Genomic DNA, 25,700 nt, shown 5'->3' with positions numbered 1-25,700 from the left:
GGAGGGGGCGTGGCGCCGGAGCGGTGACGCGGCCCCGGCGACCGAAGCGCGGGCTCACCCGTGGAGGCCGAAGAACTCGGTGATCCAGTAGCTGGAGCAGATCGACGCGACGAAGTGGGCGGTGCCCGTCGCCCCGCACTGCCGCGCCCCGCTTCCGGGGTCGACCGGGGTGCCGTGGCCGATGGTCGGCACCCGGTCGACCTCGACCGCGACGCTGCCGTCGGCGGCGAGATACTGCTCGCGTCGGGTGCCGTTGGGCCCGATGGTGGACGTGCGGTCGGGCGTCTGTTTCAGGCCGTGCACGGCCGTCCACTGATCGCGCAGCGCGTCCGCGTTCTTCGGCACGACCGTGGTGTCGCGGTCGCCGTGCCAGACGGCCACGCGCGGCCACGGCCCGGTGTGGCCCGAGGCGGCGTCCTTCACGCTCTTCGCCCAGGCCGCGGGGGTCCGGGTCACGCCGGGGTTCATACAGGTGAACGCGGACAGGACGTCGGTGGCGCAGCGGTAGGGCAGACCGGCGACGACCGCCCCCGCCCGGAAGACGTCCGGGTAGGTGGCGAGCAGAGCCGAAGTCATCCCGCCACCCGCCGACAGGCCCGTCACGTACGTACGGGTGGGGTCGCCGCCGTAGGCGGATCCGGCCTTGGCGACCATCTGCCGGATCGAGGCGACCTCACCCTGTCCGCGCTGGGTATCGGCGCTCTGGAACCAGTTGAAGCACTTGTTGAGGTTGTTCGACGTCGTGGTCTCGGCGAAGACCAGCAGGAACCCGTACCGGTCGGCGAACTTGGTCAGGCCGGAGTTGTCGGCGTAGAGCTGGGCGCTCTGGGTGCAGCCGTGCAGGGCCACCACCACGGCCGGACGCGCGGGCAGTGACGTCGGCCGGTACACGTACATGTTCAGCGCCCCCGGGTTGGCTCCGAAGTCGGTCACCCGCTGCAGGGCGACCGCCGCGCGCGCCTCGGGGGCCGGGGCGAACAGGGACGCGCCGGAGGCGAGCGCGAGGGCCGCGACCAGCGTGCCGATCCTGCGCGTCCGGCGTCGGAGCCATTCCGTCCGCCGGGCCAACAGACCTGTTCGGGTGGGTAGTTGGGCGATTGCGTACGCCATGAGTGCCTCCTGCGAGCGGCGAGGTGCCCGTCACCCTAGGAGCGCCCCCGAACCTCGCGACATGGCGCCGACCCCCACAACCACGCCGCACGCACAGGCCGTACGCCCTGTTGCGCGGCCGGAACGGAGTCGCTGTGCGCGGCGATCCGCCAAGCAGCCGTGAAACGGACCGTGTTGAACGTATTGACGAACCGCGCGCACGCTCCTACGGTCCCGTTCCACAGAATCACACATGAATCAACAATTCAGAACGCAACGAAGGTTCCTTCATGTTGAGACGCACCCTCACCCCCCTCCTGGCCGCGTGCGCGAGTGTGCTCGCGCTCCTCACCGCCGCTCCCCCGGCACAGGCCGCCCCGGTCACGGTCACCAACGGAACGCAGTTCAGCGACACCGACGGGGCGCCGGTCCACGCCCACGGCGGCGGGATCATCAAGGTCGGCTCCGCCTACTACTGGTTCGGCGAGAACCGCGACGGCGGCAACAACTTCAAGGCCGTGTCCGTCTACCGCTCCACCGACCTCAAGACCTGGGAGTTCAAGAAGGACGTCCTGACCCAGGAGTCCACCCCCGAGCTGAAGGTCGCCAACATCGAGCGCCCCAAGGTGATCTACAACAAGTCCACCGGCCAGTTCGTCATGTGGATGCACAAGGAGAAGGGCAACGGCGACTACAGCGAGGCCCGCGCGGCCGTCGCCGTCTCCGACACCGTCGACGGCGACTACACCTGGAAGGGCAGCATGCGGCCGCCGGGCGACGTCACGTCCCGGGACATGACCCTGTTCCAGGACGACGACGGCACGGCGTACCAGATCACGTCCGCCAGGGACAACGCCGACCTGCACATCTACCGGCTCACCTCCGACTACACCCGCTACGACAAGCTGGTCGCGAACCCCTGGGCGGGGACGTACCGGGAGGCGCCCGCGCTGTTCAAGCGGGACGGCGTGTACTTCATGCTCACCTCGGGCAACAGCGGCTGGCAGCCCAACCAGCAGCAGTACGCCACCGCGACCAGCGTCACCGGCCCCTGGAGCGAGATGAAGGACGCGGGCAACGACAACGGCTACCACTCCCAGACGACCTTCGTCCTGCCCGTGCAGGGGAGTTCGGGCACCTCGTACCTGTACATGGGCGACCGCTGGGGCAACTCCATGGGCGGCACGGTCAACGACTCGCAGTACGTGTGGCTGCCACTGTCGTTCCCGACGCGGACCCGGCTGACGCTGCCGTGGTACCCGAAGGTCGGCATCGACGCCGCCGCCGGGACCATCGAGGGCGCGGAGGGCGGCCCGCACTTCGGCCTTGAGGCCCGGCACAGCGGCAAGTGCCTCGACGTGTCCGACGACTCCGCCGCCGACAACGCGACCGTCGTCCAGTACGGCTGCGACCTCGGCCTCAACCAGCGGTGGCGGCTCGAGGACGTGGGCGGCGGATACGCCCGCGTGCTGGCCCAGCACAGCGGCAAGTGCCTGGACGTCGCCGACGAGTCCACCGGCGACGGCGCCGCCGTGAACCAGTACCGCTGCGGCAATGGAGCCCACCAGCAGTGGCAGTTCCAGGACCAGGGCGACGGGCGCTACCGGCTCGCGGCCCGGCACAGCGGCAAGTGCCTGACCGTCGCGGACGGGTCCACGCAGGACGGGGCGCGGCTCGTGCAGCAGCCTTGCGGGAGCGGCGCCGATCAGCAGTTCCGGCGGCGCGCGGCCTGAGTCGGGCGGCCCGTCGTCCGGCGTCGGCGGACCTGCCGTCCGGCGCATGGCCTCTCGTCCGGCTCCAGCGGGCCTCTCGTCCCGCGGCGGACGGGGCGGTGTCCCGCGTCGGCTTAGATCCACCCCGCGGCCAGGCGCAGGCTCTCCTCGACCGCGTGCGGGATGTCGACGACCGGGAACAGCGTGTGCCGCACGGTCCGTTCGGCGTCGACGATCAGGATCAGACGCTTGTGGCGCAGCCTGCCAGCGCCACGGAAGGTCGGCAGGCGCAGGGCCGCGGCCAGCCGGTGGGAGGCGTCGGAAAGGAGGGTGTACGGCACCTGCTCGACGCGCGCGAACTCTTCCTGCTCGTGGAGGAGTTGGGTGCTGATTCCGCGTACGTCCACGTCCGCCGCGCGGAAGTCGGGCCAGGCGTCGCGGAAGAGCCGGTTCTCCAACGTGCAGCCGACCGCGCCGGGGATCGGCGGCTCGCCCCACTGGATGCCCGTGCCGGGGTAGGTGAACAGGACGGTCGCGACGGCGTCCGGGGAGATCAGGGGCAGGTCGGCGCCCCCTGGGCCGGGCAGGTCGAGGCCGTCGGGCAGGCGGGTGCCGGTCAGGGCGTGGACGCGGGCGTGTTCGGCGCTGTCCGCCTCGGCGGTCCCGGTGAGGCTGCCGTCACCGAGGAGCCACCGGTCGCCCCAGTCCTGCATGGCGACGAGCAACGGGAGCAGCGCGGCTCCGGCGTCGGTGAGCACGTACTCGTACCGTACGGGACGCCGTTGGTAGAGGCTGCGGCGCAGCACACCCTGGGCGACGAGCCGCCCGAGGCGCTCGGTGAGGACCTTGCGGGACAGTCCGATCTCGGCGGCGAGCGCGTCGAAGCGGACGTGGCCGCGGGCTACTTCGCGCAGCACCAGCACGTTCCACCAGTCGCCAAGGACCAGGGCGGCCTGGGCGATGCCGCAGGTCTCGTCAGCGTTGTGCATCCTCATGGACCCATAGTAGGTTCCTTTTCGGGACCCACTTTGTTTCTGCTTGAAACTTACCGCCCGCCGCCGCGCGGGCCCAGCGTGAGGAGTTGCACCGTGACCGCCATCAGCCGGGTCGTCGCACGCGAGATCATCGACAGCCGGGGCAATCCCACCGTCGAGGTCGACGTGGAGCTCAAGGACGGTTCGCTCGGCCGCGCGGCCGTTCCCTCGGGCGCGTCCACCGGAGCCAGGGAGGCGGTGGAGCTGCGTGACGGCGACCCGAACCGGTACCACGGCAAGGGAGTTCGGCGTGCCGTCGACGCCGTGAACGAGAGCATCGCGGACGCCGTGACCGGACTCGACGCCGAGGACCAGGCGACCGTGGACCGCACGATGATCGACCTGGACGGCACGGACACGAAGTCGCGGCTCGGCGCGAACGCCCTGCTCGGCGTCTCCCTGGCGACCGCCAAGGCCGCCGCGGCCGCCCACCGGCTGCCGCTCTACCGCTACGTCGGCGGGGTCGACGCCCGGCTCCTGCCGGTGCCGATGATGAACATCGTCAACGGCGGCGCGCACGCCGACAATCCGCTCGACTTCCAGGAGTTCATGATCGCCCCGATCGGCGCGGCGACTTTCGCCGAGGCCGTCCGGATGGGCTCGGAGGTCTTCCACACCTTGCGCGGCAACCTGATCGCCGCCGGACACAGCGTGAACGTGGGTGACGAGGGCGGCTTCGCACCCGACCTGCGCACCGCCGACGAGGCCCTGGACTTCGTCGTCCGCGCCATCGAGCAGACCGGCTACAAGCCCGGCACCGACATCACCCTCGTCATGGACCCGGCCACCTCGGAGTTCTTCCACGACGGGGTCTACGACTACGCGGGCGAGGGCGTCCGCCGCACCCCTGCCGAGCACGCCGACTACCTCGCCGCCCTCGTCGACCGCTACCCCGTCGCCTCCATCGAGGACCCGATGGCCGAGGACGACCACGACGGCTGGCGCGACCTCACCGCCCGCCTCGGCGACCGCTGCCAGCTCACCGGCGACGACGTCTTCTGCACCAACGAGACGCTGCTCACCGCCGGCATCCGCGACGGCGTCGCCAACTCGATCCTGGTGAAGGTCAACCAGATCGGCACCCTCACCGAGACCCTCGCCACGGTCTCCACCGCCCACCGCGCCGGCTACACCGTCGTGATGTCCCACCGCTCCGGCGAGACCGAGGACACCACCATCGCCGACCTCGCCGTCGCCACCGGCTGCGGCCAGATCAAGACCGGTTCCCTGTCCCGCTCCGACCGCACCGCCAAGTACAACCAGTTGTTCCGGATCGAGGAGGAGCTGGGCGCGCAGGCGCGGTACGCGGGGCGGGAGGCGCTGGGCCTGCGGCGCTGACGTCGTCGACCGGCACAGGCCGCCCGCCTCAGGGCGATGTTCGCGGTCACTTTGCGTGCGGTGGAGTCGGTCATGACTGCGTTTCCTCCTCCGTGGTTTCGGTGTGAGGTGCCTTGTACGTTCACCGGGATGCACGGACGGTTTCGGCGAGCTTGTCGAGGCTCTGGCCGAAGCCGACCTCGATGCCCGCGATGAAGTCCGCGGAGTCGACCGTGCTGCCGGTGATCCGGTACTGGACGTCGAGGTCCGTGCCGGTGCCGGTGGCCCGGAGGCCGAAGTCGACGTGGGCGGTGAAGGCGGAGCTGCCGTCGGGAAGGTGCGGGGAGAGCCGGTGGGCGAGGCGCTCACCGGGGCGCACGTCCTCGACGACTCCTTCTCCGTGCCCGGCGACCTGGTCGGAGCCGTCGACGTCGTCGGAGTCGCGGTACCGCAGGACGACGCGTCCGCCCGGGCGCGCCTCGAAGACGAGTTCGGAGACGCGCAGCTCGTCGGGCGTCCACCACCGGGTGAGCAGGGAGGGCTCGGTCAGGTGGCGCCAGACCAGGTCGAGGTCCCCGGCCAGGGAGCGGTGGAACCGGAACGAGCGGCAATCGGCCCACCCCGGTACCTCCGCCGCGCGGCGCTCCGCGTCGAGGCTGCGTCCGTAGCGGTCGGAGGTCTCGCGGGGGCCGCCGGCCTGGTCCGCGGTGTCGGCGAGCCCGTGGAGCACGGCGGCCAGGTCCCGCAGGGAGTCGGAGCGGAGGGCGTAGATGCGGCGCTGGCCGGTGCGCTGCGACGTGACGACACCGGCGCGCTCCAGGTGCTGAAGGTGCTTGGTCGTCTGCGGCTGGCGCGCCTCGGCGAGCTGGGCGAGGACGCCGACCGGCCGGGGCCGCTCGGCCAGGAGGGCCACGAGCCGCCAGCGGGCCGGGTCGGCCAGTGCGGTGAGGAGTGCGTCTGCGCCCATGGGCAGCAGCATTCACCCAGACGAATATTCGCGTCAAAGGACATCTGAGTGGGCAGTCGCACCCTTCGCCCCGCCTTCAGCGAAGCGAACGTACAGGGCCCTCCTGGAGAACGTCGGGTCGATCACTCGGCAGCCGGATGTTCAGCGGCAGGCGCCGCGTCCGGCTACCTCCCGAACACCTGGGTCCACGTCCAGTCCTTCTCGACCACGCCCACGCCCATCGTGGTGAGGTCGCAGTTGAGGATGTTCTCGCGGTGGCCCTGCGAGTTCATCCACGACTGCATCACGGAGTCAGGGGAATTCTGGCCGCGGGCGATGTTCTCGGCGCCGGGCGACGGATAGCCCTGGGCCGTGGCCCGGTCGGCGAAGGAACGGCCGTCCTGGCTGGTGTGGTCGAAGTAGTTGTTGTCGGACATGTCCTCGCTGTGGAGCTGAGCGGCGCGGGAGAGCCGGTCGTCGAGCTTCAGGGGACGGCAACCGGCCTTGACCCGCTCGTCGTTGACGAGAGCCAGGACCTTCCCGGCCGTGGTGTTCGCGGGGGCGGCGGTGGGCGCGGTCGGCGCGGTGGGCCTGGGCTTCGGCTTCTCGGTCCGGGGCGGCTTCGGCGCGGGCTTCTTCGTACGCGAGGGCTTGGGCTTGGGCGCGGCGGACTTGCTCGGCTTCGCCTTGGGCTTGCGCGACGGTGAGGGCGAGGCGGTGGGCGAGGGCGAGTCGGGGGCGGCGGACGTCTTGGGCGGCGCGTCCGCCGCGGAGGTCGACTTGTCGTCCTCTCCGTCGCCCGGCAACAGGTGCAGGCTCGCCATCGTGCCTCCGGTGACGAGTACGGCGGCGGCGGCCGCGAGGACGGTGGCGCGCCGCCGCTTGGCTATTCGGCCCGGGCGGCGGTGGCTGCGGCGGCCGGGGGGCGGGGCGTCGCCCACGGTGGCGAGGACGGAGGTGTCACCGGCGGGAACGCCGGTCGGCGCGGAGATGTGGTCCAGCGGGACGTCCGGGCGCAGAGGGTCGCCCGCGAAGCCGTCGTAACCAGCCGGGGCGAAGTCGGCGCCCTGGGCCGAGCCCGAGCCGTGAGCGAAGTCCGCGCCCTGGGCGAAGTCGCCCCCGTGACCCCAGTCCGCCCCCTGGCCCAAGTCCGCGCCATGCCCCAAGTCCGCACCGTACGCAACATCCGTACCGTGACCGAGCCCCGCACCCGACCCTCCACCCCGCCCCAGCGCCGCGAGCCCCGCAAGCCCGGCCAGCGCCACCGGCACCAACCCGAGACCCACCAGCAGCCCCTCGGCCGGCACCAGCCCCGCCTCGTACCCGGAGCAGGCCGTGCAGTCCCGCACATGCCGGGCGATGCGCTTGCGCCACAGCCCGGACGGATGCCCGTCCCAGACCCCGAGCACCGAGGCGAGCCCCGCGCACGAGGGCTGCGCGGACAGCGCCCGTACGACAAGGCGGGCCGTCTCGAGCTGCGCCTTCATGCGCTGCACCCGCACCGCCGTGTGCTGCGGTGACAGGCACATGGCGGCGGCCACATCGCTGCGGCTCAGCTCCCCCGCCGCCTCCAGCCACCACAAGGAGAGGAGCGCGCGGTCGTCGGTGTCCAGCCAGCGGGTGGCCTCGGCCGCCTCCCGCCGCTGCCCCTCCAGACCCAGGCGCAGGATCGTCAGGTCCACGAAGTCGGCGCCCGGATCGGCCACGTCGTACGCGTCCTGGAGACCGGAACCGGAGGGTGCGGCCTGCTGCTTGTGCCAGTGCCCGCGGATCTGGTTCATCGCGATGGCCACCAGCCAGGACCGGAAGCTGCGCGGGTCCTGGAGCGAGGCGAGCGCGCCGAGCGCGCGGATCATCGTCTCCTGCACCACGTCGTCGACGTCCGCGTGCCCGTTCAGCGCCCGGCCCACGATGTTGTAGACCAGCGGCAGATACTCGGTGACCAGCTCGTCCTGCGCCCACAGGGCACCCTGCCGCGCCGCCTCGACCACCGCGGCACGGTGCTCCTCAGTCGCTGTCACGGCCGCCCACGTCCTTTCCCTGTCCCCCGCATTTTCCGTCCGACACCAGGGAGACCTGAGGGCGGGGGCGGGATAACAGAAACAGGAGTGGCGGATGAACAAGCGAGTGGCGAGGCGGACGCGACCACGACCGGGGCCGCGTCCGGCTCAGACCGGGCCGATCACCCGGACACGGACAGTGGCCGGTGGCCGGTCACCGGTCACCGGTCATCGCCGTCGTGGAACAGCCCCACGTTCTCCTTGGTCACCAGCGGCGCGGACAGCTGGTCCTCCAGCATCCCGTTGGGCAGCCGCACGATGGTCGAGCCGTGATCGGTGGGGCCGGGCTTGAACTTCTCCCCGTTCATCGCGGCCTTGATGTAGAACATGCCGTACTTCGCGTACGCGTCGGCGGGCTGCGAGACGGTCGCGTCGATCTCGCCCTTGCTGATCGCGTCGAATTCCTGCGGGATGCCGTCGTTCGACACGATCGTGATGTGCCCCTTCGTGCCCGCCTTCTTCAGCATGCCCTTCGCCTTGAGGGTCTGGAGGGTGGGCGCGAGGTAGACGCCGCCCGCCTGCATGTAAATGCCCTCGATGTCCGGGTCGGAGTTGAGAAGGGTGTCCAGCTTGGACGCGGCGGTGTCCGACTCCCACTTCGCGGGAATCTCCAGGACCTTCACCTTCGGGTACTTCTCCTTCATGCACTGGCGGAAGGCCTTGGACCGGTCCCGGCCGTTGACGGAGGCCAGATCGCCCATGATCTGGACGACCTTCCCGCTCTTGATCTCGTCGCCGAGGTAGTCACAGGCCTTCTGGCCGTACGCGACGTTGTTCGCGCGCACGACCATCGCGACCTTGCCCTTCTCCGGCGCCACGTCCACGGCGACCACGGGCACGCCCTTGCGCTCCGCCTGGTCGAGGCCCGCGGAGATCGCGGCACTGTCGATCGGCGCGACGACCAGACCCTTCACACCCTGGTTCAGCTGGTTGTTGATGTCCGTGATCTGCTGCGCGGGATCGCTGTTGGAGTTGACGGTCTTGAGCGCGTCGACGTCCTCGGACTTCGCCATCTTCGGCACGTAGTCGTTGTACGACTGCCAGAACGGCGAGGTCAGCAACGGCAGGATCACGCCCACCTTGCCCTCACCACCGCCCCCGCCACCGGATCCCGCGGTGTCATCCGTGCTGCCACAGGCCGAGAGCACCAGGGTGACGCTGGCGCCAACTGCCGCCACGCGCACTGCTCGTGCTCTGATCCCGAGGGTTGTTCTGGCCACGTATCGGCTCCATACAAGTGTGGTGAGCGTGAGGGGTTCCGACATCCGCCGTCGGTGGCTCTGAATGTTCATCGGATCACTCGGCGGAGTCAATGGCTCAGAGGTACTGATCTTCGGCGCGATACCGGAGATTGGTCTGATCACCCTCGTGGTTAGACTCGGCCGCAAGGGACTTGGAGGAGCAGCTGTGGAAGATCTGGACGTGCGCACCGCCCCGCAGAAGGGCACGGTGACACAGCGCGCCATCGACCAGATCAAGGCGATGATCGCCGACGGACTGCTCGGACCGGGGCAACGACTTCCCACCGAACGGGACTTGGCCGTGCAGCTCGGCGTATCGCGCAGCTCGATGCGCGAGGCCGTACGCGCGCTGACGTTCATGGGCGTCCTGGAGGCGCGGCACGGGTCAGGGGTGTACGTCACCCAGCTCGCGGCCGGTGACCTCCTGGAGTCCTTCGGCGTCGTCGCCGACCTCTCCCGGGGGCCGCAGATGGTCGAACTCCTCGAAGTCCGCAAGGTGTTGGAGTCCACCGCGGCCGCGCTTGCGGCGGCCCGCATCGACGCCGACCAACTCGTCGAGGTCGAGCGGCACTTGAGGGCCATGGACAGCACCGACGACGCGGAGGATCTCCTCGCCCACGATGTCGCGTTCCACCGGGCCATCAACGAGGCCGCGGGCAACGACACCATGGCGGCCGTCCTCGACGGCCTGTCCTCCCGCACCTTCCGCACCCGGGTCCGGCGGGGCTACCAGGAAGAGGGCGCCATCGAGCGCACCCGCCGCGAACACGCCAGCATCCACCGGGCGCTGGTCGCCCGGGACCCGGAGGCGGCCCGGGTCGCGGCCGCGGCCCACGTCGGCGAGGTCGAGCAGTGGCTCCGAGAGAGGCTGGCCGCGAGCCGCGAGGCCTGAAGTCGTCGCGGCGGCAGCCCTCACCGCATGTGGGAGCAGTCGGAATCAGAGTCCCGCGTGATGGCGATCACGTCGTCGAGCCGGTCGCGCACCGCGAGCAGGTCGGCGATCCGCTGGCAGCCGAACTCGGCCGCCAAGGCCGCTACACACCGCGCCTCGACCGGACCTACCCGCTCGACGACGTCTCCGAAGCGCACGCGTACGCCGAGCGCGGACACACACGGGGGAAGGTCGTGGTCCGCGTCTGAGCTTCCCTCTTCGCAGAGTCCCGCTCACCCGTCGGACAAGAAGAGTTCGCCTGCGCGGGCCTCATCAGCGGGGCGCGGCGCCCTCTAGGTTCTCCTCGATGACCAGTCGGCAAGGTGCTCAACCCATCGTTGTCCGCCCCTCCTGGACGAAGGAGTAGATGTGGAACGTCGTACCTTCCTGCGCGGAGCCGTCATCGGGACGTCGGCCGCCGCCTTCGGCGGCACCCTCATGCACGGCGCCGCCTACGCGGCCCCGGCCCAGAACGGCCCCGGCCCCTACGGCGCGCTCGGTACCGCCGACGCCAACGGCATCCGACTGCCCAGCGGCTTCACCAGCCGGGTCATCGCCCGCTCGACCCAGGCCGTCCCCGGCACGTCCTACACCTGGCACAACGCCCCTGACGGCGGCGCGTGTTTCGCCGACGGCGCGGGCTGGATCTATGTCTCCAACTCGGAGATCAACCCCGGCGGCGGGGCGAGCGCCGTGAAGTTCGACTCCTCGGGCACCGTCACCGGCGCCCACCGCGTCCTGTCCAACACCCGGCAGAACTGCGCGGGCGGCGCCACCCCGTGGAACACCTGGCTCTCCTGCGAGGAGGTCTCCCTCGGCTACGTCTACGAGACCGACCCGTGGGGCGTGAACGCCGCCACCCGGCGGGACGCCATGGGCCGCTTCAAACACGAGGCCGCGGCCGCCGACCCGGGACGCCAGGCGATCTACCTCACCGAGGACGAGGGCGACGGCTGCTTCTACCGCTTCCGGCCGACCACCTGGGGCGATCTGTCCGCCGGCACCCTGCAAGTGCTGGTGGCGGGCACCGGCACCTCCGGCTCCTTCACCTGGGCGAACGTGCCGGACCCGGACGGCTCACCCACCGCGACCCGCAACCAGGTGTCCGGCGCCAAGCGGTTCAACGGCGGCGAGGGCTGCCACTACGCGGGCGACACCGTCTGGTTCACCACCAAGGGCGACAACCGTGTCTGGCAGCTCAACCTCACGAACAGCACCTACGAACTGGCCTACGACGACAACCTGGTCAACCCCGGTCCTGCCCCGCTGACCGGCGTCGACAACGTCACCGGCTCCTCCTCCGGCGACCTGTTCATCGCCGAGGACGGCGGCAGCATGGAGATCTGCATCATCACCCCGGACGACATCGTCGCGCCGTTCCTGCGGATCAACGGCCAGTCCGGCTCGGAGATCACCGGCCCGGCCTTCTCGCCCAACGGGTCCCGCCTGTACTTCTCCAGTCAGCGCGGCACTTCGGGAAGCTCGTCGGGCGGCATCACCTACGAGGTCACCGGGCCCTTCCGCACCTGACCTTCCTACAGCGGCACTTGAACACCCCCCGGGGCCGCCCCTGAACAACGGCGGCGGCCCCGGAGAGCAGTCCCGCTGGAGTCGGCCGGGCATCGCAGCGGTGATCGCGATCGGGATCCGGTCGCTCCTGGCGTACCGCCTGGACCTGTCCCATGGGACGCCGGACCCGTGGGAGATGCGCCAGGACTGAGCGCGGGCCGGAGGCGGTAACCACCGCTTGTGGCAGCGGCGTTGACAGCGGATCTGGGCTGTTCCATCGTCGATGGCGGGGATTGTCGGATTTTACCGGCCCCGCCGGGCCTGCTGGGCGCGATGACCGGCCCGGCGGTCCCGTCACTCCGGTCCGGGCCGCCCCGACCGGTCAGGGGAACCGCATCCCCTTCCGGCCGTCCCCGTGAGGAGACGGACATGAGCGAGCCATCCGGACGCGCACAGCGGCCTCCGTCCCGGGGCGCCGGGGGCGAGGACCCGGCGGTGCGTTTCGACGCCACGGTCCACCCCGGAGCGGCGAACCGCGACCTTCGCGGCATCGCCGATCTGGACCTGGACCGGATCCCCGACCCGGAGGGCGCGGTCCGGGTGCTCGTCAGCGCCGACGAGTGCCGTCGATTACTGGAGAGCGGCTACGAAGTCCATCTGCACGCCCCGGTGCCCGTCCGCCCCCTGCCCGCCGAGCTGGTCGAGCAGGACGACGCGGTCAGGGCCTGGCTGGACGAGCGGCTCCAGGGCATCCAACGGCCGGGGGGTGCGTGATGTACCGCACCGTCTCCCAGCTCGACTCGGTGATCGCACAGCTCGCCACGTCGTTCCCGCAACTGTGCACGAGGATCCAACTGCCCGAGCCCTCCCTTCAGGGGCGCCCCGTGTTCGCCCTGCGGCTGCGCGGCGGTCCGGGCGGAAACCGCCGCGGTGTCCTGTTCGTGGGCGGCACCCACGCGCGCGAACTGATGAACCCCGACGCCCTGGTGGAACTCACCGTCGACCTCGTCACGAGCTACCTGAACGGCACTCCCGTGGTGTACGGCGGCCGGACCTGGACCGCCCTCGACGTCAAGCTCGTCCTGGAGAGCCTCGACGTGTGGATCGTGCCCTGCGTCAACCCAGACGGGCGCCACCGGGTGATGACGGTCGACAACATGTGGCGCGGCAACCTCCGTGACAACCCGGGGACCACGTGCGACGGGGTCGACCTCAATCGCAACGCGGACTTCGTGTGGGGCGTGACGGAGGGGCAGACCTCGTGCAACCCCTGCAGCGAGGTCTTCGTCGGGTCCGGCGCCTTCTCCGAGCCGGAGACCCGCAACGTCAAGCACCTGCTCGACACACGGCAGATCCTCACGTTCGCGGACGTGCACTCGTTCTCGGAGCTGGTCCTCTATCCATGGGGCCACGCCCACAGCCAGACCGACGACCCGGCCCAGCGCTTCACCGGCCTGCCCACCGGAACCTGCGCGCCCCTCGGCACCCCGGGCTACCGGGAGTACATCACCGCCCGGGACCAGCTCCGCTTCACGACGGTCGCACAACGCGTCGTCGAGGCGATCGCGGCGGTACGCGGGCGGGCGTACACCCCCCAGACGGGCCGGGCGCTGTACGCCACCACCGGCACCCAGAGCGACTACGCCTACAGCAGGCACATCGCGAATCCCGCGCTGCACAAGACGTACGGCTTCACCCTCGAAACGGGCCCGCGGGTCGCAACCGTCGAGGACTCCTTCCACCCGCGGGACCCCACCCTCATCAAGCGCGACGCCAAAGCGGGCGTCCTCGCCCTCGCCCAGCAGAGCGTCTGCGCCTTCGACCTGATCGGAGTACGGCTGCTCGGCCGCCAGACCGAGGTGGACGCGCTGCGCCGGGTCCGCGACGAACAGCTCTCGACCACCGAGGCCGGACGGGAGTGGATCACCCTCATCGAGCGGGTCGAACTGCCCGTCGCTTCGGTGCTGTTGGCCGACGAGCGCCTGGCGGGCCGGGCCGCCGCACTGATCGAACGCGCGGCAAAGCTGGTCGCGGACGAGAAGCTCGTGGCGACCGACGACGACGTCGACCAGGGCCTCGCCCTCCTGAACGAACTCGCCGGCCGGGCCGGAGCGAAGGACGAGCAGGTGCGCGTCGATCTGAAGGCGGTCGGTGTGACACTCGACCGCGCGCGGAGGGTGCCAGCGGCCGAGGTGGTGCGGGAACTGATGGGCAGGGGCCCGCGGTCGGAGTGACGAGGCCCGGGACGCCGCCGACCAGCCGGGCGGGACCGCTCGGCGCCCGTGCGGGGCGTCAGCCCGGCAGCGCCTCGCCCAGCCGCGTCAGCTCTCCCGCGCTCAGCGTGAGTTCCGTGGCCCGCGCCGAGTCGGCGATGGAAGTCGGGCGGCTGGCTCCCGGCACCGGGATCACGGAAGGGGAGCGGCTCAGGAGCCACGCCAAGGCGATCTGCTGCGGGCTGACACCGCGCTCGGCCGCGACGCGGTGGAAGGCGGTGCCGACGGAGGACGGGCCGGAGGGGCCGTCGAGTGAGCTGCGGGAGATGCCGCCGAGAGGGCTCCAGGGCAGGAACGCGAGGCCCAGTTCGGCGCTCAGGCGCAGTTCGGGCTCGCTGTCCCGGACCGCGGGCGAGTACTGGTTCTGTACGGAGACGAGTCCGTCGCCGAGGATCTGACGCGCCTCGCGGATCTGCTCGACGGTCACGTTCGAGACGCCGGCGGCGCGGACGATGCCGGCGTCGAGCAGGTCGCGCAGGGCGCCGACGGACTCCGCCCAGGGCACGGCGGAGTCCGGCTTGTGCAGTTGGTACAGGCCGATCGTGTCGACGCCGAGGCGCTTGGCGGAGGCCTCGGCTGCGCGCTTGAGATGGGCCGGGGTGCCGGTCACGGTCCAACTGCCGTCTCCGGGGCGCCCTCGGCCGCCCTTGGTCCCGATCAGGACGTCGGAGGTGTCGCCGCCGTAGCGGGCCAGGGCGCGGGCGATGAGGAGTTCGTTGTGGCCCACCTCGTCGGCGTGCCAGTGGTAGCTGTCGGCGGTGTCGATGAACGTGACACCGGCGTCGAGGGCGGCGTGGACGGTGGCAATGGCGCGCGCCTCGTCCGGGCGGTGCTCGATGGACAAGGGCATGGCGCCGAGGCCGATGGCGCTGACGGCGGTGTCTCCGATGAAGCGGTGTCGCACGGCGGTTCGGTTCCTCAGGCAGTGGGGGCGGCGGACGCGGTGAGGGCTTCGGCGACGGCGCCGGGGAGCCAGTCGGTCGTACGGGAGAAGGCGAAGCCCAGTTGTTTCGCGCGGGAGTTGCTCATGGCGTAGTGGCGGTCGAAGGAGAACGGTGAGGCGGTCGCGCCCGCCGCGACGGTCTCGTGGACGGGCTCGCGGCCGGTCTGCGCGGCGACGATCGCGGCCAGGTCGTGTACGTCGAGCGGCCCGTCGGAGCAGGCGTTGACCGGGCCGGTGACATCGGTGGCGGTGGCCGCCCACAGCAGCAGGTCCGCCAGTTCCTCGTGGTGGATGAACACCGTCGGAAGCGCGTTGGCATGCACGGCGATCGTGTCGCCTCGGGCGATGCGCTCGGTGTAGTACGTCAGGCGGCCCGTGAACTCCTGCCTGCCGCCGCCCAGGACGTGCGCGCTGCGGACGGCGGTGAACGCGAAGCCGCCCTCCCGGGTGAGGACGGCCTCCGCCTGGCGCTTGCCCTCGGCGTAGTGGGCCTCCAGGTACGCCTCGTCGTGCCAGGGCAGGTCCATGGCCACCTGCCAGGCGCGCGGGTCGACGTTCCCCTCCGGCACCGGGGTGCCCGTGGGCACCGTCGGCAGCGCGGCGGTCGCCGGGTCGTAGACCTCGATCGTGGAGGTCATGACGTAGCGCCGGGTGCGGTCGGCGAAGGCGCGGGCGGCGATCGCGGCCTGCACGGGGGTGTAGCAGACCTGGTCGACGACCGTGTCGAAGGTGCGGGAGCCGAGCGCGGCGACCAGGGCGGCCTCGTCGTCGCGGTCCACGACGAGGTGCTCGACCCCGGCGGGCGGCCGGGCGGAGCCTCGGTTGATCACGGTGACCTGATGGCCGCCCGCCCTCAGGCGCTCGACCAGGAGCTTTCCGAAGTAGCGGCTTCCGCCGATGACGCAGATCCTTTGCATGCCTCCACTCTGGACACCTACTGTCATCAGCAGAAGTGGTGGCTTACTGGAATCGCTTTAAGGAAAACTGTTGATCGATGTGCAGCGGCTCCGCGTCCTGCGGGCGGTGGCGGACCACGGCAGCTTCAGCAAGGCCGCCGCGGCCCTCCGCCTCACCCCCTCCGCCGTCTCCCAGCACGTGGCGGTCCTCGAACGCAGCCTCGGCGCCCAGGTCGTGGCGCGCAGCACGCGCGGGGTCACTCTCACGCAGGCGGGTCAGATCATGGTCGGGGCCGCCGAGTCCGTCGCGGCCGAGCTCGCACAGGCGAAGCAGCAGGTCGAGCGGCTCAGCACGGGCCGCGTCCAGTTCACCGTCGCCACCTTCAGCAGCGGCGGCAGGCACCTGCTGCCCGGCGCGCTCCCCCGGCTGATGGCAGCCCACCCCCACACCCAGCTCCACATCAGGGAGGGCGAGCCCGAGGTCACCCTGCCCCTGGTCCGCCAGGGCGCCGTCGACCTCGCGCTCGCCTACCACTTCGACGGCCCGCTGCCCGTCGGGCCGAGCCCGACCAGTCTGCGGTGGACGCCGCTCAAGGAGGATCCCCTGCACGTCGTCCTGCCCGAAGGGCACCGTTTCGCCGACCGCGCGGCGCTCGACATCAGCGAACTCGCGACGGAGCCCTGGGTGCTCGGCTGCCTCAAGACCGAGGCGCACCTGCGCCGCCACGCCGAGCGGGCGGGCTTCGAACCGGACGTGCGCGGGACCACCACCGACTACTTCTTCGCCCGCTCGCTCGTCGCCGCGGGCCTGGGCATCTCCCTGATCCCTTCCATCGCGCTCGTCCCGCCGGTGCCGGGCCTGCGCACCATCCCGGTCCGACCACCGGCTCCGGCCCGGTACATCGGCGTCGCCACGATCGACCGCCGTCACGACCGCCCGCACCTCGCGACGTTCATCGAGGCACTCCGCGAGCAGGCCGACTGGGGTTAACCCCAGCACCGATCCGGATGGTCGCCTCATCGCCCTGGCTCCGCTCTGGGGACATCGTGGGACGGCGGGCACAGGGAGCGCCCACCGCGCTCCCTCCATGAGGGCCCGCACGACGACCAAGGGGGCACAAGTGATCGGACACAGGCGTGCGTTGCGGGGCTCCGTCACCCTGGCCGTGGCGGTCGGTGTCGCGATGGGCACGCTGACGGCCGGCGACCTCCCCGGGCGGGACGCCACCGCGCCACTCGCCGCGGCCGGGTCCGCCGCCCCCGCCGATGCCTCTGCCGCCACCAGCACTGCCACCACCGCCGACCACGCTCGGCTCCGTGCGCTCCTGCGACGGCTCACCACGGTCGACGGCGGGCCCGGGGCGCTCGTCGCCCTGCGCGACCGGCGCGGTAGCACGGTGCTGACCAGCGGGGTCGCGGACGTCAAGAGCCACGCCCCGGTGCGGGGCGACAGCAGATTCCGGATCGGCAGCATGACCAAGACGTTCGTGGCGACGGTCATGCTCCAGTTGGTCGGAGAGCGGCGCGTGGTCCTCGACGCGCCGGTGGAGCGCTACCTTCCCGGTGTCGTACGCGGACACGGCAACGACGGCCGCCGCACGACGGTCCGTCAACTCCTTCAGCACACCAGCGGCGTACCCGACATCCTCGACCACTTGAAGCCGCAGGAGATCATCAAGAACCCGCTCGCCCACCACGACACGCGCGACCTCGTGAACACCGCGCTCGCCCACCCCCCGACCTTCAAGCCGGGCGCGGGCTGGCGCTACTCCAGTACGGGCTATCTCCTGGCAGGCATGATCATCGAGAGGGTCACCGGCCATCCGTACGCCGACGAGATCCGGCGGCGCGTCATCAAGCCGCTCGGCCTGCGCGAGACCCAGGTGCCGGGGGACGCGTCGGCCATTCCCGGGCCGCACCCGCGCGGGTACGTACGGCCGGGCGAGAACGCGCCGCTCCTGGACCTCACCGCCATCAACCCCTCGGTCGCGGGGGCGGGCGGCGAGATGATCTCCAGCGGCGCCGACGTCAACCGGTTCCTTGACGCGCTCCTGCGCGGCAGGCTGCTCCGCCCGGCCCAGCTCCGGGAGATGACGCGGACGCGCCCGACCGGCAACCCGGACGGCCGGGCGTACGGCCTCGGCCTGGAGAGCAGGCCCCTGCCCTGCGGCGGCCTCTACTGGGGGCACAGCGGCGACATGTTCGGCTACGAGACGGTGGCCGGGGCCACGTTCGGCGGCAGGCAGGCGACGGTCATGGTGAACGTCGACCCGGGTGGTACGGACGCGCAGAGCGCCGACATGAAGGCAGCCGTCCAGACGGCGCTCTGCAAGTAGCAGGGTCCGCCCCGGTCGCCCGCTACTCGGCCGAGCCGGAGGCCGGGCGGACCTCCAGGACGAAGAGCAGGAAGCTCATCTTGGTCGAGAGGCTCGGGAAGTCGTCGGGGTACAGCTCGCGGGCGGCCGGATCGGGCTTCGGCTCGCTGAGGGCGGCCAGGCGGAACCCGGCCGCGGTGAAGGCGTCGGTCATCGCGTGCAGCGGCCTGCGCCAGAAGGTCATCGGGGCGGGCCGCCCCACCAGGTCGGTCCAATCCGCGGTGTAGCTGGTGGTCGCGGAGTAGTCGGGCCGGGGGTCCTGGATCGCGTAGTCCACGAACGGGTGCGACACCGACACGATCAGGCGGCCGCCGGGCCTGAGCACGCGCCGCATCTCGGCCAGCGTCGGCCCCCAGTCCTCCAGGTAGTGCAGCACCAGCGAAGCGAGGACATCGTCGAACGCCCCGTCGGCGAACGGCAGCGGGTCCCTCAGGTCGGCCACGTGCAGGTCCGCGTCGGCACCGAGCCGCCGCCGTGCCAGCCCCACCATCCCGGCGCTGGAGTCGACGCCGGTGACGGCCGCGCCCCGATCGCGCAGCGCGGCGAACAGCGGACCCGAACCGCAACCGGCGTCGAGGATCCGGCGGTCGGCCACGTCCCCGGCGAGGGACAGCATCGCGGGCCGCTCGCAGTAGGCGTTCAGGAGACTGGTCTCACTGAGGGCCGCGTACGCCTCGGCAAAGCTGTCGTAGTCGTTCGCCCGAGCCGGAGGCGTGGGCTGGGCAGGGCTTTCGGCGGTGGGCACGCTGCGGTCTCCGTCCAGTCGTCTCGGCATGACGCGCTGGCGTCCCACTGGTCCCGGCAGGGCGCACTGGTGTCACACCGGTCCCGGCAGGGCGCGCCGGCATCATCCTGATGATCGACGCCGTTTCGCTCCACACCGGTTCCCGCGCCGTCGCCCCGGAGCGCGCCGAGACCGCCGGGACGCGCGTCAGTCCGGCCGGACCTGGGTGAGCACGGCGTCGAGCAGGCCGGGGAAGCGGTCGTTCAAGTCGTCGCGGCGCAGGCTGACGTACCGCGACCGGCCTTCCACCGTGGTCCAGGTGAGTCCGGCCTCGCGGAGCACCCGGTAGTGGTGGGACATCGTCGTCTGGTGGACGTCGATGGTCTCGCTGATGCCCGAGCAGCTCTCGCGGCCGCTGTCGGCAAGGCGGCCCAGGATCGCGAGCCGGACCGGGTCCGCCAGCGCGTGGAGGATCTCAACGAGCTTGATCTCGTCCTTCGTCGGCTGCGTCAACGCACGCATGACCGACCTGTCCGTAGCTTCACGGCGACCAGGCTAGCCCACACATTGATACATGGACAAGCATCCATGTGTTGGTTACGTTGTGCCGCGTCGAACCGCCTCGACGCACCGTGCAGCGGAATGGATGGCCCATGTACAAACGCCTGTCGCCCCTCGCCCTTGCGACGTTCGCCGTCGGCACCGACGGCTTCGTGATCGCCGGACTGCTCCCCGCCATCGCCGACGACCTGGACGTCAGCGTTCCCACGGCCGGACAGCTCGTGACCGTCTTCGCGCTGACCCTCGCGGTCGCCGCCCCGGTCCTCGGCTGGGCGACCAGTACCCTCGACCGCCGCACCGCCCTGCTCCTGGCCCTCGGCGTCTTCGTCGTCGGCAACGCCGCCACGGCCCTCGCGACCTCGTACGGCGCCGTCATGACCGCCCGCGTCGTGACCGCGGCCGGGGCCGGGATCATCTCCTCCACCGCCTCCAGCGCCGCGGCGGCCGTCGCGCCGCCGGAACGCCGGGGCCGGGCCCTCGCGTTCGTGCTCGGCGGGCTGACGCTCTCCAGCGCGATCGGCCTCCCGCTGGGCACCCTCATCGGGCGCGGCGACTGGCACCTGACGCTGTGGGCCGTCGCCGCGCTCGGAGCCGTGGCCGCGCTCGGCATCGCGTTCGGCATCCCGAGGATCACGCTGCCCGCCGCCACGTTCCGGGCGCGGCTCGCTCCCCTCAAGGACCGGTGGGTACTCGGGGTGCTCAGCGTCACCATGCTCGCCCTCACCGGGACCTACCTGCTCTACACGTACATCGCGGCCGCGCTGGCCGAGGTGACGGACGGCTCCGAGGCCACGCTCACCGCGGTGCTCTTCGTGTTCGGGCTCGGAGTCCTTGGCGGCAACCTGCTCGCGGGGCGGCTCTCCGACCGCCACCGGCCCGAACGGGTCCTGATCGGGAGCCTCGCCGCCGCCGTCGTCGTGCTGGCCACCGGCCGCGTGGCCGTGGAGACCCTCGGCACCGCCTTCGTGTGGACGGCGGCGCTGGGCCTGTGCGCGGGCGTCCCGGTGGTCCCACAGCAGCACCGACTCATCGCCCACGCCCCGGCAGCCACACCGGTGCTCCTCGGCCTCAACGCCTCGGCGATCTACGTCGGTGTCGCCCTGGGCGGAGCGCTCGGCGGCCTCGCACAACGGTCGGTCTCCCCCGTGTGGCTCGGCATACCGGCGGCGGGCGTCACCGCCCTGGGGCTCCTCGTCGCCCTGGCGAGCACGCGCGGGGCCGGCGGGAAGCGCCCGGCCGGGCAGGACGGCACGGAGCAGGGCCCCACCGAGACGGCGACGACGGACCGCGCCCAGACCATCTCCTCCAACTGAGCCCGAACGAGGCGGCGACGAACAGGCGGCCGCGCTGCGGGACTTGGAGACCGGGGAAGCTGCTGCGCGGGAGGAGCTACGGCGAGCCCTCAGCGTGCACCGGGACGGCGTCGCACAGGTCTGGGACCTGGCTGACGCAGCGGGTCACCGGGGCTCCGCGTCGAGCCATGAGCGGCGGCCCGGCCCGGTGGGGTGAGTGCCGGTGACGCCCATGACCACCGAGTAGAGGCTGGTCTGCGCCGCGACGAAGAGGCGGTTGCGCTTGACGCCGCCCCAGGAGATGTTGGCGACCGCCTCGGGGACGTTCAGCCGCCCGATCAGCGTGCCGTCGGGGGCGTAGCAGTGCACGCCGTCGCCCATGGCGGCGGCCCACAGGCGGCCGGAGTCGTCGAAGCGGAGGTTGTCGAAGCGGGCGGCCTCGCGCGCGGCGGCCGTGGCGAAGACCTCGCCGTCCGACAGGGTGCCGTCGTCGCGTACACCGAAGACCCGGATGAAGCCCGCCCGCGCGTCGGAGACGAACAGACGCCGCTCGTCCGCCGAGAACACCAGGCCGTTCGGGGCGCCGAAGCAGTCGGCGACCAGCCGCACTTCGCCCGTGCCGAGGTCGACCCGGTAGACGTTGTTGGCGCCGATCTCGCTCCGCGCGCGGTACCCCTCGTAGTCACTGGTGATGCCGAAGTCCGGGTCGGAGAACCAGATGGAGCCGTCGGACTTCACCGTGGCGAGTTTCGCCGCGCTGCCCGAGGTCCTGGAGGCGCACGTCATCGCGAGCAGCGCGTCCGCGCTCGTGAAGGTCAGGACCGCGACCACGCAGCAACTGCAGGACGTGCTGCGGCGGTTGTACGCCATCGACGGGGTCAGCGGCACGCAGGCGACGGTGGCCCTTGAGACGTTCTTCGAGCGACCGGTGTCGCCCCCTGGCCGCGGCCGCCGATCAGGACTGACCCATGCGCCGGCGGCCCGACGTGCGACGCCCGCCTCCGGGCGCCGTCAGCCATTCGGCCTCATCACATGGGGTGACTTCCGTCAGCCTCGCTACGCCGACACTCTGCCAATGGGCGAATATCCCCCAACGCGGGGCATCGGAGGATGTATTGATTCATGTCTCCCTGACCAAAGCTCTGCACTGGAGTGACATGCAAATCCGTAACCTCCCCTACGCTCTCAGCGTCGCCGCCCTCGCCCTCACCGGGGCCACGGGGAGCGCCGCCGCCATCGGCGACGACGAGGGCACCTCCAGCCTCAGCGGCAACGGCGCCGAGCAGGCCTTCGGCAACAACGTCACCAAGGGGAACCTGAGTGCGCAGGGGGCCGCGATCCAGGGCTCGTTGAACAAGCTCTGCCTGGGCGTGCCCGTCAAGGCGAACGTGGGCTCCATCGTCGGCCTCCTCGTCCCGGTCGCCGTCCAGGACATCCCGGTCCTCTCGGCCCCGCAGAACCAGCAGTGCGCCGAGAACTCCACGCAGGGCAAGGGCGACGAACCCGGGTCGCACATCCTCGAGGACATCTCCGCCATCTCCGGCAACGGCGCGAACAACCACTGAACCGAACGTCCTGCGGGCCGCGTCGCGCGGCCCGCAGGACGTTGCCCGGGGCCGCGGAGGTGCGGCTCGGGGTCCGGCCGGGTATCAGCGGCGGCTTTCGACCCTCATGTCGCCGTGAAGCAGCGTCCGGACGAAGTCGCTCGCGAGCGTGGTGTGCGGGAAGCCCAGTTCGATCGCGCCGGCCTCGTCGAGGCGGGCCAGTTGGGCGGCGGTGAAGTCGACCTCCAGGGCGCCGAGGTTGTCCTCCAGTTGGGCGGGCGTGCGGGCGCCGACGACCGGGGCCGTCACGGCCGGGTTCTGCAGGGTCCAGGCAAGGCCGACCTGCGCGGGCGTCCGGCCCAGCTCGGCGGCGACCTCCTTCACGACGTGCACGATCGCGAGGTTGCGTTCGCTGAGCGCGCCGCCCGCGATGATGACGCTCTTGCGGGTGCCGTCGGCGGCGGCGTCCCTCGCGGTCAGGTCCTCGCGACTGTACTTGCCGGTCAGCACCCCACCGGCCAGCGGTGACCACGGGGCCACTCCGAGCCCCAGCTCGCGCGCCATGGGGATCAGGTCGCGTTCCCCGGCCCGCTCGATCAGGCTGTACTCGATCTGCAGCGCGACCAGCGGCGACCAGCCGCGCAGGTCGGCGACCGTCTGCATGCGCGCCACCTGCCAGGCCGGGGCGTTGGAGATCGCGACGTACAGGACCTTGCCCTGGCGGACCAGGTCGTCCATGCCGCGCAGGATCTCCTCGACCGGTGTCGTGGCGTCCCACAGGTGCAGGTAGAGCAGATCGATGTAGTCCGTCCGCAGCCGTCGCAGACTGGTCTCCACCGACGCGAACAGGTTCTTGCGGTGGCTGCCCCCGGAGTTGGGGTCGCCTGGCCGGCGCAGCGTCGAGTGCTTCGTCGCGAGCACCAGGCTCTCGCGGCGGCCCTGGGCGAATTCGCCCAGCAGACGCTCGGAGCTGCCCTCGGTGTAGGTGTCGCGGTGTCGATGATGTTGCCGCCGCGCTCGACGTAGAGGTCGAAAAGCTTGCGGACCTCGTCCTGCCCGGCGCCCCGGCCCCACTCGGTGTAGAAGGTCGCCGCGCCCAGCGCCAGCGGTGAGACCCGCAGCCCGGAGCGGCCGAGGAGCCGGTAGGTGTCGAGGGTGAGCGGCATCGTGTCCCCCTGTGCTTGATCCGTTGCCGGGAACAAGCCTGTGACGGCCGCGGGCCGGGGGTGAGGGAGAGAAGTTCCTGGGACCGCCGGTCCTACCCTCGCCGCGTGGCGGCGGGGCGGATACGGGGTCGTCGCGTGCGCCGTCAGAACCAGTGCAGGCAGTACGGGGCGCGGTCGCCGCGGAAGAGGGCGTCCGCGAGGGTGGCCGCGCCCGGGCGGTGGGCGCGGATGTGTCCGGCTCGCACGAGCGTGCTCGGGGCGGTGCCGCCGAGGTAGACCGAGGCCAGGTCGCTCACGTCCAGGGACAGGTCGGGCTCCCGGTCCGTCGGGACGCAGTCGGCCTTGCCGTCCTGGACGGTCAGCAAGTAGCGGCTCCGCTCGCCGAGGAAGGGGTCGTCGACGTCGAGGACCAGCTCGCCGTCCACGAACCAGCCGCGGGCGGTGAGCGCGCGCGGGACGTCCAGGAGCCGGACCCAGAGTCCGTCGGTGTCGGCGGTCACCTGGCCGGCCCGGAAGTCCGCGAGCTGCCAGCGCACCGGATGCCCGGGAGGGCAGCGCTTGAACACGACCTGGGTGATCAGGTCGTGTCCGAGGACGAACCGGGCCAGGGCCGTGGCGGCGGTGTCGTCGACGGCGATGGTCTCGTCGACCGTCAGGGTGGTGTCGGGGTCGCCGAGCGCGTAGCTGGCGTAGCCGTCCGGTACGCCGTCGGCGTCGCGGTGGACGGCGACGTAACGCGGCGCCGGGGAGACCGGAGGCTGCCCCGCGCCCAGGGCCCACCAGCGGTGCGGCCGGGACAGGGCGCCGGGCTGTGCGCGACGGTACCGGTCGTAGACCTCTTCGAGGATCTCGCCGCACTCGGTACGCCGCAGCACCTCGACCGAGCCGGGGTCCGTGCCGGTCGCCGGGGCGTCGGCCGCTCCGTGCACCCGGGGGTGGGCGAGAGCGGCCTTGTGGCGCGGCACCGTCAGGCGCTGCGTGTAGGTCGCCGGTCCGTACCCGAACCTGCGGTAGATCACGGCCTCGGACGCGAGGAGCACGGAGAGGAACTCGCCCCGGGCCCGCAGCTCGGTGAGCTGATGCCGCATCATCGCGCTGAGCACGCCCTGACGCCGGTGCGAGGGCAGGACGCCGACGCCGGTGACCCCGGCGGTCGGGGCGATGATCTCACCGGGCAGGGTGAGTTCGAAGGAGTATGCGGCGGCGGTGCCTACGGGGCGCCCGTCCGCCGCCACGGCGAACAGGCCACGGTCCATTTCGAGCGCCGCCCACCAGACCCCGCCGCCGTCGGTCGGGGTCTCCGGAAACCTCCCGAACGCGGCGAGCATGGTGTCGACGAAGACGTCGAAGTCCTGGTCGGTCGTGGGACGGATGTCCATGGCTGCGGCTGCCTTCCGGGGATACACGCACCACGACTCGTGGTGTCGCGCATCAGTGCAACGTCGCCCCGGGGCCGGGTCAATCGAATTACGGCCGGGCGGGCGTGAACGCTGCCCGCCCGGCCGCAGCAGTCAGGTCCGGTCCCGTTCCGTCAGGACGGGCGTTCCCGGTGGTACACCGACCAGTCGCTCGGCGGGTACGTGGCCTCCGGGGCGGAGAGGGCCACGTCCACCGCGAGCCCGATGTCGTCGGTGAAGAAGTCGTCGAGATCTCGGATCATCTCGAGGCCCCGCACGGTGCCCTCACCGAGCGGGCGCTTCATGCGGTCCACCCCGGAGGGAACGCCCACCGGCTTCCGGCGGGCCATCGACACCGCGTGGTCGGCCCGCTTGTCCAGGCCGAACGCGATGTATCCGGCGCCCAGGGCGAGGTACTTGAGCGCGTCCTGCACACCGCGGGAGAGTTCACCGATCCCGTGCATGGTCTGCATGGGGCTGCCCGCGGAGCTTTCCCCGTACGGTGCGGGGCCGTGCAGTTCCTCCAGCCGTCTCCGCTCGCCCTCGAACAGCTCCAGAGCCTCGTTCAGCGCCCGGCCCACACGGCTGAGTTCGCCCAGGTCATGGATCATGCGATGCGCCCTTCCCGTCAACTGCTGTGACTCTACGACCGACTGGGGTGCCCCCGTGGGCCGTCGCGCACAGCAGACC

The 25,700-nt window shown here is 71.5% G+C and carries 20 protein-coding genes and 5 pseudogenes; 12 read left to right on the top strand and 13 right to left on the bottom strand.

Going from position 1 to position 25,700, the window contains the following annotated elements; genetic code table 11:
- Nucleotides 1-57 precede the first annotated feature (57 nt).
- Nucleotides 58-1,110 (bottom strand): annotated as a pseudogene (locus ACZ6BG_RS18525) (extracellular catalytic domain type 1 short-chain-length polyhydroxyalkanoate depolymerase); the annotation flags it as partial.
- Between the two features lie 269 nt (nucleotides 1,111-1,379).
- Here ACZ6BG_RS18525 and ACZ6BG_RS18520 point away from each other — a divergent pair.
- Complete coding sequence (locus ACZ6BG_RS18520) at nucleotides 1,380-2,822, top strand: RICIN domain-containing protein (RefSeq protein ID WP_469002376.1); 1,443 nt, start codon at nucleotides 1,380-1,382, stop codon at nucleotides 2,820-2,822.
- A 113-nt stretch (nucleotides 2,823-2,935) separates the two neighbouring features.
- Here ACZ6BG_RS18520 and ACZ6BG_RS18515 read toward each other — a convergent pair whose 3' ends face one another.
- Nucleotides 2,936-3,796, bottom strand: a complete 861-nt coding sequence (locus tag ACZ6BG_RS18515) for a winged helix-turn-helix transcriptional regulator (protein WP_469002374.1) — start codon at nucleotides 3,794-3,796, stop codon at nucleotides 2,936-2,938.
- 93 nt (nucleotides 3,797-3,889) lie between these two features.
- Between ACZ6BG_RS18515 and eno the strand changes: the two genes are divergently transcribed.
- Complete coding sequence (gene eno / locus ACZ6BG_RS18510) at nucleotides 3,890-5,173, top strand: phosphopyruvate hydratase (RefSeq protein WP_469002372.1); 1,284 nt, start codon at nucleotides 3,890-3,892, stop codon at nucleotides 5,171-5,173.
- Between the two features lie 121 nt (nucleotides 5,174-5,294).
- Here the strand turns inward: eno and ACZ6BG_RS18505 are convergent, their stop codons facing one another.
- The 3 genes from ACZ6BG_RS18505 to ACZ6BG_RS18495 form a co-directional block, all read right to left on the bottom strand.
- The gene (locus ACZ6BG_RS18505; RefSeq protein ID WP_469002369.1) at nucleotides 5,295-6,119 is read right to left on the bottom strand and encodes a metalloregulator ArsR/SmtB family transcription factor; all 825 of its coding nucleotides are present in this window, start codon (nucleotides 6,117-6,119) and stop codon (nucleotides 5,295-5,297) included.
- A gap of 164 nt (nucleotides 6,120-6,283) precedes the next feature.
- Nucleotides 6,284-8,119 carry a sigma-70 family RNA polymerase sigma factor gene (locus ACZ6BG_RS18500; RefSeq protein ID WP_469002367.1) on the bottom strand — a complete coding sequence of 612 codons (1,836 nt, stop codon included), beginning with the start codon at nucleotides 8,117-8,119 and terminating at the stop codon, nucleotides 6,284-6,286.
- A gap of 200 nt (nucleotides 8,120-8,319) precedes the next feature.
- Nucleotides 8,320-9,336: a sugar ABC transporter substrate-binding protein gene (locus ACZ6BG_RS18495; protein WP_469002365.1), complete on the bottom strand. Its 1,017-nt coding sequence runs from the start codon at nucleotides 9,334-9,336 to the stop codon at nucleotides 8,320-8,322.
- Between the two features lie 238 nt (nucleotides 9,337-9,574).
- Between ACZ6BG_RS18495 and ACZ6BG_RS18490 the strand changes: the two genes are divergently transcribed.
- From ACZ6BG_RS18490 to ACZ6BG_RS18470, 5 genes and pseudogenes are all read left to right on the top strand, one after another.
- Nucleotides 9,575-10,291: a FadR/GntR family transcriptional regulator gene (locus tag ACZ6BG_RS18490; protein WP_469002998.1), complete on the top strand. Its 717-nt coding sequence runs from the start codon at nucleotides 9,575-9,577 to the stop codon at nucleotides 10,289-10,291.
- A 116-nt stretch (nucleotides 10,292-10,407) separates the two neighbouring features.
- Nucleotides 10,408-10,539 (top strand): annotated as a pseudogene (locus ACZ6BG_RS18485) (zinc-binding dehydrogenase); the annotation flags it as partial.
- Between the two features lie 160 nt (nucleotides 10,540-10,699).
- On the top strand, nucleotides 10,700-11,860 hold the full coding sequence (locus ACZ6BG_RS18480; protein WP_469002363.1) for an alkaline phosphatase PhoX: 1,161 nt from the start codon (nucleotides 10,700-10,702) through the stop codon (nucleotides 11,858-11,860).
- A 408-nt stretch (nucleotides 11,861-12,268) separates the two neighbouring features.
- Complete coding sequence (locus ACZ6BG_RS18475; RefSeq protein ID WP_469002361.1) at nucleotides 12,269-12,613, top strand: hypothetical protein; 345 nt, start codon at nucleotides 12,269-12,271, stop codon at nucleotides 12,611-12,613.
- Nucleotides 12,613-14,073, top strand: coding sequence for a M14 family zinc carboxypeptidase (locus ACZ6BG_RS18470; RefSeq protein WP_469002359.1), 1,461 nt, complete (start codon nucleotides 12,613-12,615; stop codon nucleotides 14,071-14,073). The genes ACZ6BG_RS18475 and ACZ6BG_RS18470 overlap by 1 nt, the downstream gene beginning before the upstream one ends.
- A 58-nt stretch (nucleotides 14,074-14,131) precedes the next feature.
- On the opposite strand, the gene ACZ6BG_RS18465 is transcribed toward ACZ6BG_RS18470, so the two are convergent.
- Nucleotides 14,132-15,016: an aldo/keto reductase gene (locus ACZ6BG_RS18465; protein ID WP_469002357.1), complete on the bottom strand. Its 885-nt coding sequence runs from the start codon at nucleotides 15,014-15,016 to the stop codon at nucleotides 14,132-14,134.
- A 14-nt stretch (nucleotides 15,017-15,030) separates the two neighbouring features.
- Nucleotides 15,031-15,972, bottom strand: coding sequence for an NAD-dependent epimerase/dehydratase family protein (locus ACZ6BG_RS18460; RefSeq protein WP_469002354.1), 942 nt, complete (start codon nucleotides 15,970-15,972; stop codon nucleotides 15,031-15,033).
- Between the two features lie 70 nt (nucleotides 15,973-16,042).
- Here ACZ6BG_RS18460 and ACZ6BG_RS18455 point away from each other — a divergent pair, with 70 nt between their 5' ends.
- Together ACZ6BG_RS18455 and ACZ6BG_RS18450 are read left to right on the top strand one after the other, a co-directional pair.
- Nucleotides 16,043-16,942 (top strand): LysR family transcriptional regulator, encoded by a 900-nt coding sequence (locus tag ACZ6BG_RS18455; RefSeq protein WP_469002352.1) that lies wholly within the window; start codon nucleotides 16,043-16,045, stop codon nucleotides 16,940-16,942.
- A gap of 130 nt (nucleotides 16,943-17,072) precedes the next feature.
- Nucleotides 17,073-18,287, top strand: coding sequence for a serine hydrolase domain-containing protein (locus tag ACZ6BG_RS18450; RefSeq protein WP_469002350.1), 1,215 nt, complete (start codon nucleotides 17,073-17,075; stop codon nucleotides 18,285-18,287).
- Between the two features lie 22 nt (nucleotides 18,288-18,309).
- Here ACZ6BG_RS18450 and ACZ6BG_RS18445 read toward each other — a convergent pair whose 3' ends face one another.
- Together ACZ6BG_RS18445 and ACZ6BG_RS18440 are read right to left on the bottom strand one after the other, a co-directional pair.
- The gene (locus ACZ6BG_RS18445) at nucleotides 18,310-19,101 is read right to left on the bottom strand and encodes a class I SAM-dependent methyltransferase (RefSeq protein WP_469002348.1); all 792 of its coding nucleotides are present in this window, start codon (nucleotides 19,099-19,101) and stop codon (nucleotides 18,310-18,312) included.
- A gap of 156 nt (nucleotides 19,102-19,257) precedes the next feature.
- Nucleotides 19,258-19,572 (bottom strand): ArsR/SmtB family transcription factor, encoded by a 315-nt coding sequence (locus ACZ6BG_RS18440; RefSeq protein WP_469002346.1) that lies wholly within the window; start codon nucleotides 19,570-19,572, stop codon nucleotides 19,258-19,260.
- 131 nt (nucleotides 19,573-19,703) lie between these two features.
- Here ACZ6BG_RS18440 and ACZ6BG_RS18435 point away from each other — a divergent pair, with 131 nt between their 5' ends.
- Nucleotides 19,704-20,924: an MFS transporter gene (locus ACZ6BG_RS18435; RefSeq protein ID WP_469002344.1), complete on the top strand. Its 1,221-nt coding sequence runs from the start codon at nucleotides 19,704-19,706 to the stop codon at nucleotides 20,922-20,924.
- Between the two features lie 144 nt (nucleotides 20,925-21,068).
- On the opposite strand, the pseudogene ACZ6BG_RS18430 reads toward ACZ6BG_RS18435, so the two are convergent.
- Nucleotides 21,069-21,647, bottom strand: a pseudogene (locus ACZ6BG_RS18430) (SMP-30/gluconolactonase/LRE family protein); the annotation flags it as partial.
- A 1-nt stretch (nucleotide 21,648) separates the two neighbouring features.
- Here ACZ6BG_RS18430 and ACZ6BG_RS18425 point away from each other — a divergent pair.
- Both ACZ6BG_RS18425 and ACZ6BG_RS18420 read left to right on the top strand, forming a co-directional pair.
- Nucleotides 21,649-21,840 (top strand): annotated as a pseudogene (locus ACZ6BG_RS18425) (Lrp/AsnC ligand binding domain-containing protein); the annotation flags it as partial.
- A gap of 220 nt (nucleotides 21,841-22,060) precedes the next feature.
- Complete coding sequence (locus ACZ6BG_RS18420) at nucleotides 22,061-22,468, top strand: rodlin (RefSeq protein WP_469002342.1); 408 nt, start codon at nucleotides 22,061-22,063, stop codon at nucleotides 22,466-22,468.
- An 84-nt stretch (nucleotides 22,469-22,552) separates the two neighbouring features.
- On the opposite strand, the pseudogene ACZ6BG_RS18415 reads toward ACZ6BG_RS18420, so the two are convergent.
- The 3 genes and pseudogenes from ACZ6BG_RS18415 to ACZ6BG_RS18405 form a co-directional block, all read right to left on the bottom strand.
- Nucleotides 22,553-23,613: pseudogene (locus tag ACZ6BG_RS18415) on the bottom strand (aldo/keto reductase).
- 143 nt (nucleotides 23,614-23,756) lie between these two features.
- Nucleotides 23,757-24,992 carry a GNAT family N-acetyltransferase gene (locus ACZ6BG_RS18410; protein WP_469002340.1) on the bottom strand — a complete coding sequence of 412 codons (1,236 nt, stop codon included), beginning with the start codon at nucleotides 24,990-24,992 and terminating at the stop codon, nucleotides 23,757-23,759.
- Between the two features lie 152 nt (nucleotides 24,993-25,144).
- Complete coding sequence (locus tag ACZ6BG_RS18405; protein ID WP_469002338.1) at nucleotides 25,145-25,621, bottom strand: hypothetical protein; 477 nt, start codon at nucleotides 25,619-25,621, stop codon at nucleotides 25,145-25,147.
- Between the last annotated feature and the right edge of the window lie 79 nt (nucleotides 25,622-25,700).

This window comes from Streptomyces sp. NPDC041205, from assembly GCF_055591765.1.
The sequence above is the reverse complement of the archived record's forward strand: the minus strand, read 5'-3'. Positions and strand labels throughout refer to the sequence as shown.

Coding starts and splice junctions, on each gene's coding strand:
- ACZ6BG_RS18520 (WP_469002376.1), top strand. CDS start 1,380: ATGTTGAGACGCACCCTCACCCCCCTCCTGGCCGCGTGCGCGAGTGTG.
- ACZ6BG_RS18515 (WP_469002374.1), bottom strand. CDS start 3,796: ATGAGGATGCACAACGCTGACGAGACCTGCGGCATCGCCCAGGCCGCC.
- ACZ6BG_RS18505 (WP_469002369.1), bottom strand. CDS start 6,119: ATGGGCGCAGACGCACTCCTCACCGCACTGGCCGACCCGGCCCGCTGG.
- ACZ6BG_RS18475 (WP_469002361.1), top strand. CDS start 12,269: ATGAGCGAGCCATCCGGACGCGCACAGCGGCCTCCGTCCCGGGGCGCC.
- ACZ6BG_RS18470 (WP_469002359.1), top strand. CDS start 12,613: ATGTACCGCACCGTCTCCCAGCTCGACTCGGTGATCGCACAGCTCGCC.
- ACZ6BG_RS18460 (WP_469002354.1), bottom strand. CDS start 15,972: ATGCAAAGGATCTGCGTCATCGGCGGAAGCCGCTACTTCGGAAAGCTC.
- ACZ6BG_RS18445 (WP_469002348.1), bottom strand. CDS start 19,101: ATGCCGAGACGACTGGACGGAGACCGCAGCGTGCCCACCGCCGAAAGC.
- ACZ6BG_RS18440 (WP_469002346.1), bottom strand. CDS start 19,572: ATGCGTGCGTTGACGCAGCCGACGAAGGACGAGATCAAGCTCGTTGAG.
- ACZ6BG_RS18435 (WP_469002344.1), top strand. CDS start 19,704: ATGTACAAACGCCTGTCGCCCCTCGCCCTTGCGACGTTCGCCGTCGGC.
- ACZ6BG_RS18420 (WP_469002342.1), top strand. CDS start 22,061: ATGCAAATCCGTAACCTCCCCTACGCTCTCAGCGTCGCCGCCCTCGCC.
- ACZ6BG_RS18410 (WP_469002340.1), bottom strand. CDS start 24,992: ATGGACATCCGTCCCACGACCGACCAGGACTTCGACGTCTTCGTCGAC.
- ACZ6BG_RS18405 (WP_469002338.1), bottom strand. CDS start 25,621: ATGATCCATGACCTGGGCGAACTCAGCCGTGTGGGCCGGGCGCTGAAC.